Below are 13,368 nucleotides of genomic sequence, written 5' to 3' on the forward strand. Positions count from 1 at the left end.
CCCTCACCCCCCCCAACATGAAATGTCTCTTTTTTGGTCTCCTGGCGTTTGTATGCGCCACGGTTAGCGCCATCGTTGCTCCCGCCCAGATCCTGCGCCAGCCCATCCCCGATAAGGTGGTCGTGCTCACCTTCGATGATGCCGTCGTTAGCCATGCCACGTATGTCGGGCCGCTGCTGAAGGAATACGGGTTTGGCGCCACGTTCTACATCTCTGAATTTCCGAAGCCGCCGTTTTCGGACAAGACCCTGTACATGACCTGGGAGCAGATTCGGATGCTCAACCAGATGGGCTTCGAGATCGGCAACCATACAGGCACCCACCGGCTCGTTCCCGACATGACGCCGGCTGAGTTTGCCGGTGAGCTGGCATATATTGAGGAGAAAGGCGAAGGCCTTGGCATCCCGAAGCCGCTCACCTTCGCGTATCCGGCCTACGAGACGGACGCCTACGCACTGTCGACCCTCGCCGAAAAGGGCTATCTGTTCGCCCGGATCGGGGAGGATCGGCCCTACGACCCGGCAAAGGATCACCCCTTTCTGGTGCCCAGCTACACCATGCTCGAGGACAACGAGTCGCTGATCATGCAGGCGCTACAGGAAGCGAAGGAGGGCCGGGTGGTTGTACTCACCATCCACGGGGTGCCGGACACCGCGCACGACTGGGTGACCACACCGCCGGCGCTGTTTCAGAATTACCTCCGGTATCTCAAGAAAAACGGGTATACAGTCCTCGCCATGCGGGACCTTGCGCAGTATATAGACGCCCGCCAGGCCTGGATGATGATCACCCCCCGGTTTGGGGAGTGATAGTGGGGAACCGAACGGCCGTGGCGTCTGTGCTGAATGAAGCTCCGATGTCGGATCCGGGGCCTCTTCTGCGCCATACGTAGTGAGAGAAGTGTTGGCGTTTCCGGCTCCGCTTGTTTTTCATGGCGATGCTCCCGTCATTTCCCTTCATGCCATGAGGTTTTATCATGCATCGTCTCGGTCTCCTGACATCGATAGGGTGGTTGCTGGCCCTGTTGCCGTTTATCGTTCTGGATGCGCGCTGCCGGTCGGGCAGCGAGCCCAAGCCGGCCGGCCGCGTCACATCGGCCCCCGCCGCCGCGCGGTCGCTCCAGGCTCGCGGCCAGTTCGAGGCGGACGGTGCGTCGATGCGCCGCGTCCATCCCCTGCGCATCGTGCCCCGCGCGCCGTCGAGGCTGCATCGGGTGGACGACGGAAGGTTTCAGCTGGTCGTCTGGTACGTCGATGGGACGACGGAGGCCGTCCGCTTTAATGCGCACATGGAGGGCGACTCCGATGCCGGCCCACGGATCTACGGCCCCTTTACCGTCGAAGTCGCTCTGAAAGAGGGCGTTCGGCTGGAACGGGTTGCGGTGACGAATGCCGGCGGAGACGTCGAATACACGGCATGGGAAGGGGATGCGGTACCGAACGATTGACACTTCTTGCCCCATGATCATCACATATCGAGAATCGACATGCGTAAGGTATCCGTTCGTCAGTTGCCGTTCCTGTTGCTCCTGGCCAGTGTGAGCGCAGGGTGCACCAATCCCGACATCTTCGTAGAGGACATCGAAGTCAATCAAGCCTTCCAAACGGGGGCAAACACCATCGACCTTGTTTCCGAGCGGGGGACTGCCGTTCGGGTGCGGGTAGGCGTAGCCGAGGGCGCGACGGCCGCCGGCATCACCGGAAGGCTCCACCTTCTTGTTAATGGCGTCGCCGTGACGCCGGCCGGAGGGATAACGCCGACCAACGCCCCGTTCACGGCGCCGGAAGCGGCGTTGTGGGACCGGAATAACGAAGCGCACACGTTGAATTTCGAAGTGCCGGCGGTGACCGGCGTCGCGGCGTCGGCGGATGTCGATGTGGTCGTCGACCTAAACCCGCTCGCCGGCGAACCCGACGCGACCAACAACTCGGGCTCGCTGGATAACCTGACCGCCCTTCAGCGCATCGTACCGAAGTTGTTTTATACTCGCATCAACTATACGCCGGCCGGGGCCGGGCTCCCGGCGCTGGCGGATATACAATCCGGGGTGGGGGATGTGTTTGTGCGTGGGATCTATCCGGTGAACGATGCGGACGTCAACCTGTACCGCGAAGGTCTTTTCCCGACGCTGACGTGGAATCAGGATGGCAACGGCAACGGCGCCGTCGACGATGTCGGCGAAAACAGCGACATCCTCGACTGGCTCGAATCCTGCCGGCAGTTGATCGTCGACCAGGACGGCGGCAACGGCGACGACATCTTTCTCTATGGATGGATTGCCGGCAACCCGATCTTGAGTAATGGGTGGGGGGTTACGGGGGGCCGCGTGGCGTTTGGCAACACTGATCATGTTCGTCACCAGCGTACGTATGCGCATGAGTTGGGGCACAACTTCGGATTAAGCCATAATTCGCGCACACTTGCCCCGGATGCCGGGTGGGATGTCGGCGCTCGCCTGGTGAATAATCCGGCCACGAACAATACAACCGGACGGGTCAAGCCATCTACGCTGAATGACATTATGCGGGGCGGCCAGTTAACAAATACCGCCTGGATTGATCAGACAACCTACGCCTTCTTCCTCGATCATGCCGTGCTTGATCCTTCGGGGGATCGCGAGGGCGACAAACGGTATACGGCCCGCGTCGTAGCCATCTCCGGGGTCTTGTCCGTTGATGGGACGCAGCTCGAACGCCTCAACCCGGCATTCCGCTACCCGTGGCTCTCGCAGCCGAGCCTGCCGTTCGCCGGCGGGGCCTTCGTGGCCGAGGTGGTCGACGACCAGGGTGGAGCCTGGAATGTGCCGTTCAGCGGACTGCTTGGGGACGACATGGATGACGATACGGAGGAGTATGGCTTCTTCAGCGTGCGGGTACGCGTGCCGGCGGATCGGGAGGTGGACGTGGTTCGCATCCGTCGGAATAGCGGCGAGGTGCTCGGCGAGATACGCCGGAGCCGTCCCCCGGTCCTGATCCTCGGGGAGGTTTCGACGGGCGAACAGCTCGCCGGCGTCGTGGAGATCAAATTCGCCGTCACCGACCCCGATACGCCGCTGGGTGATATCCGGGTGCAATTTGCGTACAGCTCGAACGCCGGCGCGACCTGGGTGCCCATCACGGTGAACGTGCCCGGCACGGACACCAGCGTGTTGTTCGACGCTTCCGAGATTGAGAATACGACGGATAACGGGGTAGGCCTGATCCGTGCGATGGCGAGTGACGGCCTGAACACGGTGGTCGTCGAGCGCCGCGGGTTTACGGTAACAGCCGGCCGCGTCAAACAGTAGCCGATCGGGCTCGCCGCGGCCGGCCTGTGTAGCGCTGACCAGTGTAGCGCATCGTGTACACTTCCCGCGCCGGCCGAGGTAAAGAGCCCTCGAAATTAAGCGATTCGTCAAACCTTCACGAAGCGGCACGATATGGGAAAGGCGGGAGCCATAGGCCACCCGCCTTTTTCATTTCTAGCGTATAAACCGCCATGTCCTCGTCACCCCTACCCTCGTCAATAAATGGCACTGTCACACTCGGGTTGTGCCTTTTGCTCTGGATCGGCTTTTTTGTAGTGGGCTCCGCCGTGCCCTCGGACAACCTGCTGCGCCATGTACTCAATGAGTACAATTCGCCCCTCAACCGGGCCGGCAATATGCTCGGGTTTGTGTTCACCTGGACGTGGAGCAACATCCTCTGGCTATGCTGTTTCGCCTCGCTGGTCGGGGAATATGGCCGGGGCAGCATGAGTGGCACCGCAGCGTTGCCCAGCGCGCCAGCGGCCATAGTGCGCGGTTTTTTTATCTTCCTCGCCATGGCCACCGGCCAGCTCGTGATCGTGGGCACGATTTCGTTGCCGCCGTCGCTCATCGAAAACGCCGGCATCACGGCGGACCCGAGTATCGTGAGCCCCGGGCAGTACTTTCGGATCGCGACGTTCTGCTCGTTCCTGAGCTTTTTTGTCGGGTTCAAGCCGAGTGTGTTCACCTCGTTTCTGTCGCGCGTGGAGCGGTTCGCGGGCGAGGAGGCGGCGAAGTGAAGAGCGTTATTTCGTTGAACGTTTGGGCGTTGAGAAATAACAAGCCCATTGCTTTACATTTAACGTTCCAACGATCAACGGAAAAACGTTCTCACCTATCACTCGCATGTCAATTCTCCGAGCCGCTACCGTCCAGTTTGAGCATAAAGCCGGCGACAAGCGGCATAATGTGGCCGTTATTGCCCGGTTTTGTGCGCAGGCGGCCGATGCCGGCGTGGCGATCGTCGTTTTCCCCGAGATGTGCATCACCGGGTACTGGCACGTGCACACGCTGGACCGCGACGCCGTCGCGGCCCTCGCCGAGCCGATCCCGGACGGCCCGTCAACCCGGGAGCTGCTGGAACTGGCGCGGCGGTACAACATGATCGTCTGCGCCGGCCTCATTGAACAGGCGCCGGACGGGCGGATGCACAATGCCTACGCCGTGTGTCTGCCGGACGGCGGGGTTCACGTGCACCGGAAGCTGCACACGTTTGTGAGCGAACACCTGACCAGCGGCGATCAATACACGGTCTTTGATACCCCGCTGGGCGTTCGATTCGGCGTGCTTACGTGCTGGGACAATAACCTCGTCGAGAACGTCCGCATTACGGCCTTGCGTGGCGCCACGGTGTTGATCGCGCCGCATCAGACGGGCGGGACGGCGTCGCGGAGCCCCCATGCGCTGGGGCGGATCGACCCGGCGCTGTGGCACGGTCGGTTTAATAACCCTGCGGCGATCGAGGCGGAGTTACGGGGTCCGAAGGGGCGTGAATGGCTGATGCGCTGGCTGCCATCGCGCGCACACGATAACGGGCTCTTTATCCTGTTCAGCAACGGGGTGGGGATGGATGGCGACGAGGTGCGCACGGGGGGCGCGATGATTATCGACTGTTACGGCCGGATTGTCGACGAGGCGCGGGCGGCGGCGGATGCCATGGTGGTGGCCGATCTGGACCTGAGCCTGATCCCGTTGTCGACAGGCCGTCGCTGGATCCGCGGCCGCCGGCCGGAGCTGTACGGCGAACTCACGCAGCCGCTCGGCTCGGAAGTGGATCCCCGGACGGCTCGATTCTCCGACACGCCTACGTCCTGAGTAGGAAGAAAAGGCTGCCGGCCGGCGGCACGTATTTCCTCATCCTAGGAGGACAATGGCCTGGATGGGCTTAAAAAGACCTATCCCTATCTGGCACGCCGATAGCTTGGAGCCCAATCATCGCATCAAGCCTACGATAGTTTATCTACGCTAGTCCAGGTAGGTAAAAGAACAGCCCGGCCCCGTAAGGTCGGGCTGTTCTTGTTTTTGGGAGCGTCACATCGTTAAGATGCGTGGTGCAACATCCGATACCTCTTTGTAACCGCAAAGGTTAAGCCTGAGGCGTGGTATACAGGGTAATGGGTCCCCCTGTATGACGCGCTTCAGGTTTTTTTTATGGTTGGCCGGCTCGAATGAACGAGATCTCCACAGACCTTCCGGTTGTCTATCCGGCGGGGCGCTCCTATTTTTCGGGCTGTTTCGAAGCGGCCGGGCGTGGGAGCCCCGCGGCGGTATCTTATCCTAAATCCTATCGCAATTGAGTCACCCTGCGCTGACCATTCGGCATTTGCAGACCTACGACGAGATCGTTGCCTGCCGCGACGTGCAGCAGGAGACCTGGGGAGAGGCCTTTGTCGATCTCGTGCCGCCCTCGCTGCTGGTGGTGACGCAGAAGATCGGAGGCATCCTCGCCGGCGCGTTCACCGAGGCGAACGAACTTGTGGCGTTTGTGTATGGCGTGCCGGGGCTGCGCAACGGTGAGGATATTCACTGGTCGCACATGATGGCCGTTCGCCCCGCGTACCGTGGCTCCGGCATCGGGCGGGATCTGAAGCTGTTCCAGCGCGAGTTCGTCCTGAGCCAGGGCATCCGGCGGATCCACTGGACCTACGACCCCCTCGAAGCGCTCAACGCGAACCTGAATCTGAATCGGCTGGGGGCGTTTCCGGAGGAGTATGTGCGGGATCTGTACGGCGATGGGTCGTCGAGCATCCTGCACTCGACCATCGGGACGGATCGGTATGTGGTGACCTGGCATTTGCTGGAGGAGGATCGCCTGGCCCATCGCGCGAAGTTCGAGGACGCCGGCGTGCTGGCCGATCTGCCCGTCGTGAACGACGCCGAGGCGATACGAGACTACCACGCCGTCCGCGTCGAAATCCCCGTGCACATCCAGCACGTGAAGAAGCAATCGGCCGACCTTGCCCGCGCCTGGCGGCAATCCACTCGAAAAGCCCTGGAGCTGTACCTCGGCGCCGGCTTCGGCGTCGTCGGCTATTACCAGGACCCCGAGTCGAAGCGCTGCTACTACATCCTCGCCCGGCCTCGTTGACCACCGACTCGATCTCTCGTTCTCTCGTTGCCCGTTTTTCCTTTTTCCTTTACCCTTTTTCCTTTCCCCATGACCCCAGCCCCTTTCCACCTCAAACGCATCACCCTCCGCGAAATCCATCTCCCCCTGGTAGAACCCTTCGCGATTTCCTCGGGCACCGAGACCGTCCGCCGCATCACCCTCGTCGAGATGGAGGATGGCGACGGCGTGACGGCGTGGGGCGAGGGGGTGGCGGCGGCGCTGCCCAACTACAACTCGGAGAGCGTGGACACGGCCTGGATGGCGATGTCGCAGTGGCTGGCGCCGCTGATCGTGGGCAAGACCGTCGCGCCGGCGGAGGTGTACGACCTCTTCCACAAAGCCATGCGTGGCCATGAAATGGCGAAGGGCGGTCTGGAAATGACCCTCTGGGGCCTCGCGGCGACGCGGCAGGGGGTGTCGCTGGCGAAGCTGCTCGGCGGGACGCGCGAGGAAATTGGCACCGGGATCTCGATCGGGATCCAGCCGAGCCCGGACAAGCTGGTCGAGAAGGTGGAGTCCTACCTGGCGCAGGGGTATCGGAAGATCAAAGTAAAGATCAAACCGGGATTCGACATCCCGTACGTCCGCGCCGTGCGCGAGGCGTTTGGCGACCGGGTGCCGATGATGGTGGACGCGAACAACGCCTACACGCTCGACGATGTAGCCGTGCTGAAACAGCTGGATGCGTTTGGCCTCATCATGATCGAGCAGCCGCTGGAGTGGGACGACCTGGTGCGCCACGGTCAGCTCCAACCGCAGCTGCAGACCCCCATCTGCCTGGACGAGTCGATCACGAAGCTAGAGCGCGCTCAGGACATGGTGACGCTGGGCGCCGGCCGGATCATCAACATCAAGCCGGGCCGGGTAGCAGGATTCACCTCGTCGCTCCGGATCCACGACTACACCCGGGCGCAGGGCATCCCCGTCTGGTGCGGCGGGATGTTGGAGAGCGGCATCGGGCGGGCGTACAACGTCGCCCTGGCGTCGCTGCCCAACTTCACCCTGCCGGGCGATATTTCGCCGAGCCGGCGGTACTGGGCGCAGGACATCGTGTCGCCCGAGTGGGAGATGAACGACGACGGGATGATCGCGGTGCCCCTGCGTACGCCGGGCATCGGGGTGACGGTGGATACGGCGCGGATCGACAACCTGACCGTCCGTTCTGTCACGATTTGATCGTTGGGATTTGAGCGACAGGGTCAGACGAACAGGCCGGCGGTGCAGCGCTCTACCGGGAAGTCGTAGGTCAGGTGCGTGCGGCGCATGCGGCTCAGGGAACGCACGCTCATCATCGCCAGGCCGGCGAAAGCGAGGGTCAGCAGGGTCTTGTTCATGGCAGGAACGGGAAACGTGGGGTTATATATTCCGCTACTCCTTCCAGGGGGATGGATCCGGGGAGAGAAAGGCAGAAAGCCCGACTCTCGCGAGCCGGGCTCTCCACATCACCCCAAGGAGGTCTACATCATCCGCACCAAGGAGGTGAGCGATGTAGGCTGAGTCTAGTTTCGGCGGCCGGCGGGTGGACTTAAGCGGCCGCGCAATCGAAATTGTCGCCGCCTACTCCCTACCCATCACCCGACCCACGAACCGCGACCATAACTCGCCCGTCAGCCGGGGCGAGGTGTCAGCGGATGTGAAGGTCTCAACGGCCGTCGCGTCGGGGCTCAGGACGAGCTCAAACGAGAAGAGGTACTCGCCGCCGGCCCCGAACCAGAGGTCGGACCTCGGGAAGCGGACATCGTTGAAGGTGAGCTTCCCGCCGGCTTCTTCCAACGCAAAAAAGCCTTTGGAAAACCACAACAGCCGGCGCACCGGCGCGTCGTTCAGGTAGGGCGCGAGCTGCGCAGTGCGTTTCGGGACGGCCTGTAGCGCGACCTCTCGGTCCGCGTCCAACAGCGAGTAGTAGCCCACGTATAGGGTATCCGATCGCTCGGCGATGCCGATCCACAGCAGGTTATTAAAAAGCGACGGGTTGGTGTGCAGCCGCTCGTAACCGCCGAGTTGCCGTTCCACCGAGCCGGCGAAGACGGAGGTGACATAGGCCTTGTTCGCTACCGTGAGCAGCAGGTAGGCGCTGCTCAGGATGAGGCCGAGGCGGTTGATGCGGAGCCGGCGGGGATCCGCCCGCTTCAGAAACAGCGCCACGATCACGCCCACCAGCAGCGGGACCGTGTACAGGGGATCGATGATCGAGATGGTGCTGAAGGCGACGGGATAATCGGTGAAAGGCTGGAAAAGCTGCGTGCCGTAGTTGGTAAACGTGTCCAGGAGGGCGTGCGTGAACAGGGCCAGGAAACTCATCCAGGCCCATCGGAGCCACGAGGTGTTTTTACCGGGATAGACGCTGTACAGCAGCCGGCCCAGCACCAGCGAAAAGCCGGCGGCGAAGACAAAGGAATGGGAGAGCCCCCGGTGGATCGCCAGCTCCTGCACCTCGTCGATAAACGGGTAGAGCATGATGTCCAGGTCCGGCACGGTCCCGATGATTGCCCCCCAAAGAATGGCCTTGTTGCCCTCGCGCCGGCCCAGCACGGCCTCGCCGACGGCGGCGCCGAGCGCGAGTTGGGTCAGGGAATCCATGCAGTAATGCGGTTAGTCACGCGATTGGACATCCAGCTCAGTCGGCGGCGATCAATTCGGCGAGAAATGGCTCCAGGCTCTGGTCGGGCAGGCCGATCGTACGCTGGCGCAGGGTGAAGTCGCGATCGATGATATACGTCGTCGGAAGGGCGAAGACGCCTCCAAATGCGGTGCCGGCCGGCCCTTTGTCCAGCACGATGGGGTAATGCATGCCATGCTCCGCCACGAAGGCGCTCACTTCGGCGGCGTCTTCGTCGTACAGGATGGAAGCGACCCCCAGGACGACAAAATCTTCCGACCCGAGCTTATCTTGCAGTGCGATCAGGTCCGGAATCTCCTCCCGACACGGTGCGCACCAGGTCGCCCAGAAATTGACCAGGATCACCTTGCCGCGGTAGTCGTTGAGGCGCAGGGTGTCGCCGGCCAGACCCGCAAAGGCGATATCCGGCGCAGGCCCTCCGATGGTGGACGCGACCGCCGCGGCGGGTGTAGCGGCCGGGGGGACCGGCGGGGTCTCGGCGGATGGGGCGCAGCCGGCGAGAAAGAGGGTCAGTAACAGGGCTCGAATCATGCGTTTCGGATCTCGTTGACGGCCGTGCGAAGACGGTCCGGTGTGATACTTCCGTGCGAGGTATGAAACACCGCCTGCCCCTCGTGGAGTACGATGGCCTGCGGGCTTTCGTGGCGGACGCCCAGGGTAGCGGCAATGCTATGCGAAAGCGGCCGTGCCTGCTGGATGACCACTTCGTACACGGGGGGGTCGCCGGCCAGGCCCAACTCCAGCAGCCGCCGGCGGGCGCCGGCGCTGATGCCGCAGCTCGTGCTGTGCTTGTAGATAATCACCGGCTCGCGGCGTGAATGCTCGAGCGCGCGGGTCCAGTCGGTTTCGGATTCCAGGGGCGAAAACCCTCTTTGGGCTTCACCAGCCTCATCGGCCGGAATGGACTCTCCCAAGAATCGTTTAAAGAATCGGTTCATAACAGGCTTCGTAACGAACAGCAACACGATACGTTGGTTCTTGTGTCGGACGTTATGCGACGTAGACGGGGACACGCGGTATCGCGTCCCTACCGTTCGGTATCATTATCTACCCCTTGCCGGGCATTGTGGCTTTGGAAAATCACCCCATGCAATTCGTCGCGTTCGGGATCAACCACCAGACAGCGCCGCTCGAATTGCGCGAACGATTCGCGCTTTCGGAAGATTCCCTCCGGACGCTTTATCGCACCACGCATCGCTCGCCGGCGTCGGAACTGGTGATCGTGAGTACCTGCAACCGGACGGAGTGTTACCTCTTTGGCACGGCCGTCGATGGGGTACACATCAAACATGCGTTGGGCACAGCCGCCGGCCACCCCTGGCCTGAAGCCGTGGCCTTCGAGAAGCACGATGAAGCGGCCGTCCGGCATGTGCTTGAAGTGACCGCCGGCATGCAGTCCATGGTCATCGGCGACGGACAGATCCTCGGTCAGATCAAGGACGCGTATCGGCTGGCGGTTGATGAATCCTGCGTGGGCGCGGTAGTGCACCGGCTCATGCACTCGGCCTTCCGCGGGGCGAAACGGATCGTCACGGAGACGGATATCGCCGGGGGACACGCGTCGGTGCCCGGGATGGCGGCGCTTATTGCGTCGGACTTCGTTCGTGAGCAGGGGTTTGAGGAGGTGGATATGCTGATTGTCGGCGCCGGCCACATGGGATGGCTCGCGGCACAGGTGCTCCGCGCCGAGCTGCCGGGCCGGCTGCGTGTCACGAACCGGACGCCGCTTCGGGCCCTGGAACTAGCCGCGCACGTGGGGATCGAGGTCGTTTCCTGGGAAGATATTCACGCCGCCGCCGCAGGGGCCGATGTAGTGGTAGTCACCACGGGCGCGCCGGCGCCGGTGCTGCTCGCCGAATTGCTGCCGGCCGATGCCACACGCCCGCGCCTCGTGCTGGATCTCGCCTCGCCGCGCAACGTCGACCCGGCGGTCGGCGCCCTCAGCGGCTACACGCTCGTCGATCTCGACGCCCTCATGGTGCGCATCGCCGGCGTCCAGGCCGGCCGCCGGCGCGAACTGCCGGCCGCGCACCGGATAACAGACGAGATGCTGGCCGACTTCGTCGCCTGGTTTTTCCATCACCTCGCCCTCCAGCCGGCCATAAAGACCATCCTGGAGACGTTCGACACCATCCGCCGGCAGGAAATCGATCGTCATGCGCATCGGCTCACCGCCCTCGAACTGGGCGAGCTGGAGCGGCTGACGTGGTCCATCATGCAAAAAGTGCTCGCCGTGCCGGTCGTCCGGCTCAAAACCGTCGGTCTGTCACAGATCGACTACGCCAATGGCATCCGCCTCCTCCAGATGCTCTTCTCGCGCGAAGGCTGCGACGAGGTGGAAACGCCGCAGGGAATCCCGCCGGCGCACGCCGTGCTGGAGTCGACGGCCATCACTGGGGCCTGCCCGTTTGACGAGCGGCCGGCGTCGGAACACGCGCTTCTGCGCGTCGAGGCCCGGCGCGGGCGGGTGCTGCGCCTCGGGACGCGGGCCAGCGCACTGGCGTTGTGGCAGGCGAACCGGGTGAAAACCCTCTTGGAGGCGGCCGGCCATACGGTTCTCATCGAGGAAATCACCACCCAGGGTGATCAGGTGCAGGACGTGCCGCTGTGGCAGGTCGAGGGCAAGTCGTTTTTTACCCGCGAACTGGACCACGCCCTGCTCGTCGGGCGGATCGATCTCGCCGTACACTCGCTCAAGGACCTGCCGACGGCGCTGCCGACGGGCCTGGTGCTCGCGGCGGTTTCCGAGCGAGAGCAGCCGTTGGACGCGTTCGTGGCGCATCCATCGTTTGTAGGTAGGGTGGATGATCTGCCGGCCGGCGCCCGAATCGCCACGTCATCCCTCCGCCGCACCGCGTTGCTCAAGGCCTGGCGGCCTGATCTCGAGATCGTCTCGGTGCGGGGCAACGTGGATACCCGGCTGAAGAAGCTGGCCGCGAGCGACTGGCACGGGATGGTGCTGGCCGCGGCGGGCCTCATCCGACTGGGAGTTGGGAATCAGATTCGTACGCTGCTCGATCCGTCGTGGATGCTGCCGGCCGTCGGGCAGGGCGCCCTGGGGATCGTGTGTGCGGACCGGGACGGCCTGCCGGCGCTGCTGAAAGCGGCCCTCAACGACCCGGAAACCGAAACCGCCGTCCGCGCCGAACGCGCGTTTCTCCGTCGCCTCGAAGGCGGATGCCAGGTGCCGGTTGGCGCCTGGGCCCGGCACGACCTCGCCGAGGGGCTGGTGCTCGACGGCTGCGTGGCCGCGCTCGACGGGCAGGTGGTCTTTCGGGATCGCATCGCGGTGGACGATCGCCGCCCCGAGGAAGCCGGCATCCTCCTGGCCGAGCGCCTCATCGCCGAAGGCGCCGGCGTGGTGCTGCAAAGCATCCGGTCGTGACGAAGCCGCCCGCGCCGCTTGTCGCGCTGCTCCGCACGCCGGACCGGCCAGTCGATCCCTATGAGGCCGCCCTCGAAGCCGCCGGCTTCCGCCCGGTATCCATCCCCATCCTGGATTTTGAACCGGCGGGGGAGGAGGCACTGGCAGAGGTGTTGCGCCGGCCGGAGGGGTATGAGGGAGTGATCCTGACGAGTCCGCGCGCGGCGTCGCGGCTGGTCGAGGCGCTTCAACAGCACGGCCTCGACGCGGCGATGTGGCTCAAAAAGACAGTGTGGACGGTCGGGCCGGCCACGGCCGCAACGGTTGCCGCCGCCGGGTTTGATCTGCGGGGAGAGGAGAGCGGGGAGGCAGGTCGATTGGCCGAGCGCATCGTAGCGCACCCCGCCACCCGGCCGTGGCTGTTTCTGTGCGGCGATCGCCGGCGCGACACCCTGCCCGAGGCACTCCACCAGGCACGGACGCCGTTTGAGGAGCTGATCGTTTACCAGACGCGGGAGCGGGCGCCGGATTGGAGCCCGTGCCCGTCGCCGGATTGGGTCGTGTTCTTCAGCCCCCTGGGTGTGGAGGCGGCGATGCCGGCGAGCGAAACGGAGTGGAAGACAGCGCAGACGGCCGCCATCGGACCCACATCGGCTGCGGCGTTGCGGTCAGCCGGCCGGCCGGCTGCGGCGGTGGCGGAAAGCCCGACGCCGGCGGCACTTGTGGAGGCGATCGTTACACCCCCTTAGTTGTCTGACACGTTGAATCTGCGGAGTATCCGTTCCGGGTTCCGTGTTCAATGTTTCGGGCAAGCACGCCCGTATCGCCCAATTACCCGGAACTCCGAACACGGAACTCGACGACGTCATTCGGCAAATTCAAGTTGTCAGTCTACTAAGTATCATCACGGTAAATCCGTTGAATGGCTGCGACGACCGTTCAAGGTTAGAGGCTGAGGGAAGCCACATTAAACCTTGAGAAACTGTTGA

The 13,368-nt window shown here is 63.4% G+C and carries 13 protein-coding genes; 9 read left to right on the plus strand and 4 right to left on the minus strand.

The genetic code is table 11. From position 1 onward, the window contains the following. The 7 genes from SH809_02465 to menC all read left to right on the plus strand — a co-directional run. The coding region (locus SH809_02465; GenBank protein ID MDZ4698546.1) for a polysaccharide deacetylase family protein at window positions 1-809 on the plus strand (809 nt) is incomplete at its 5' end. A gap of 167 nt (window positions 810-976) precedes the next feature. Continuing rightward, window positions 977-1,447: a hypothetical protein gene (locus tag SH809_02470; GenBank protein ID MDZ4698547.1), complete on the plus strand. Its 471-nt coding sequence runs from the start codon at window positions 977-979 to the stop codon at window positions 1,445-1,447. A gap of 39 nt (window positions 1,448-1,486) precedes the next feature. After that, the gene (locus SH809_02475) at window positions 1,487-3,286 is read left to right on the plus strand and encodes a hypothetical protein (GenBank protein ID MDZ4698548.1); all 1,800 of its coding nucleotides are present in this window, start codon (window positions 1,487-1,489) and stop codon (window positions 3,284-3,286) included. Window positions 3,287-3,477: 191 nt separating this feature from the next. Then, entirely contained in the window at window positions 3,478-4,026 is a 549-nt protein-coding gene (locus SH809_02480) for a hypothetical protein (protein ID MDZ4698549.1), read from the plus strand. Between the two features lie 106 nt (window positions 4,027-4,132). Further along, entirely contained in the window at window positions 4,133-5,101 is a 969-nt protein-coding gene (locus tag SH809_02485; GenBank protein ID MDZ4698550.1) for a nitrilase family protein, read from the plus strand. 478 nt (window positions 5,102-5,579) lie between these two features. Beyond that, a complete protein-coding gene (locus SH809_02490) occupies window positions 5,580-6,374 on the plus strand; it encodes a GNAT family N-acetyltransferase (protein ID MDZ4698551.1) in 795 nt (264 codons plus the stop codon). 69 nt (window positions 6,375-6,443) lie between these two features. Beyond that, entirely contained in the window at window positions 6,444-7,571 is a 1,128-nt protein-coding gene (gene menC / locus SH809_02495) for an o-succinylbenzoate synthase (protein MDZ4698552.1), read from the plus strand. 23 nt (window positions 7,572-7,594) lie between these two features. On the opposite strand, the gene SH809_02500 is transcribed toward menC, so the two are convergent. The 4 genes from SH809_02500 to ytxJ all read right to left on the minus strand — a co-directional run bounded on the left by SH809_02500 (window position 7,595) and on the right by ytxJ (window position 9,953). Then, window positions 7,595-7,729 (minus strand): hypothetical protein, encoded by a 135-nt coding sequence (locus SH809_02500; protein ID MDZ4698553.1) that lies wholly within the window; start codon window positions 7,727-7,729, stop codon window positions 7,595-7,597. A gap of 223 nt (window positions 7,730-7,952) precedes the next feature. Next, the gene (locus SH809_02505; GenBank protein MDZ4698554.1) at window positions 7,953-8,975 is read right to left on the minus strand and encodes a metal-dependent hydrolase; all 1,023 of its coding nucleotides are present in this window, start codon (window positions 8,973-8,975) and stop codon (window positions 7,953-7,955) included. A gap of 37 nt (window positions 8,976-9,012) precedes the next feature. Beyond that, window positions 9,013-9,546, minus strand: coding sequence for a TlpA disulfide reductase family protein (locus tag SH809_02510; GenBank protein ID MDZ4698555.1), 534 nt, complete (start codon window positions 9,544-9,546; stop codon window positions 9,013-9,015). Continuing rightward, window positions 9,543-9,953, minus strand: a complete 411-nt coding sequence (ytxJ, locus tag SH809_02515; protein MDZ4698556.1) for a bacillithiol system redox-active protein YtxJ — start codon at window positions 9,951-9,953, stop codon at window positions 9,543-9,545. Before ytxJ ends, SH809_02510 begins: the two co-directional genes overlap by 4 nt. A gap of 149 nt (window positions 9,954-10,102) precedes the next feature. Between ytxJ and hemC the strand changes: the two genes are divergently transcribed. Beyond that, window positions 10,103-12,400, plus strand: coding sequence for a hydroxymethylbilane synthase (hemC, locus tag SH809_02520; protein MDZ4698557.1), 2,298 nt, complete (start codon window positions 10,103-10,105; stop codon window positions 12,398-12,400). Next, entirely contained in the window at window positions 12,397-13,128 is a 732-nt protein-coding gene (locus SH809_02525) for a uroporphyrinogen-III synthase (GenBank protein ID MDZ4698558.1), read from the plus strand. Before hemC ends, SH809_02525 begins: the two co-directional genes overlap by 4 nt. The last annotated feature ends 240 nt before the right edge of the window (window positions 13,129-13,368 follow it).

This window comes from Rhodothermales bacterium (assembly GCA_034439735.1).
Lineage (GTDB): Bacteria > Bacteroidota > Rhodothermia > Rhodothermales > JAHQVL01 > JAWKNW01.

Coding starts and splice junctions, on each gene's coding strand:
- SH809_02485 (MDZ4698550.1), top strand. CDS start 4,133: ATGTCAATTCTCCGAGCCGCTACCGTCCAGTTTGAGCATAAAGCCGGC.
- ytxJ (MDZ4698556.1), bottom strand. CDS start 9,953: ATGAACCGATTCTTTAAACGATTCTTGGGAGAGTCCATTCCGGCCGAT.
- SH809_02480 (MDZ4698549.1), top strand. CDS start 3,478: ATGTCCTCGTCACCCCTACCCTCGTCAATAAATGGCACTGTCACACTC.
- SH809_02470 (MDZ4698547.1), top strand. CDS start 977: ATGCATCGTCTCGGTCTCCTGACATCGATAGGGTGGTTGCTGGCCCTG.
- hemC (MDZ4698557.1), top strand. CDS start 10,103: ATGCAATTCGTCGCGTTCGGGATCAACCACCAGACAGCGCCGCTCGAA.
- SH809_02475 (MDZ4698548.1), top strand. CDS start 1,487: ATGCGTAAGGTATCCGTTCGTCAGTTGCCGTTCCTGTTGCTCCTGGCC.
- SH809_02500 (MDZ4698553.1), bottom strand. CDS start 7,729: ATGAACAAGACCCTGCTGACCCTCGCTTTCGCCGGCCTGGCGATGATG.
- menC (MDZ4698552.1), top strand. CDS start 6,444: ATGACCCCAGCCCCTTTCCACCTCAAACGCATCACCCTCCGCGAAATC.
- SH809_02510 (MDZ4698555.1), bottom strand. CDS start 9,546: ATGATTCGAGCCCTGTTACTGACCCTCTTTCTCGCCGGCTGCGCCCCA.
- SH809_02505 (MDZ4698554.1), bottom strand. CDS start 8,975: ATGGATTCCCTGACCCAACTCGCGCTCGGCGCCGCCGTCGGCGAGGCC.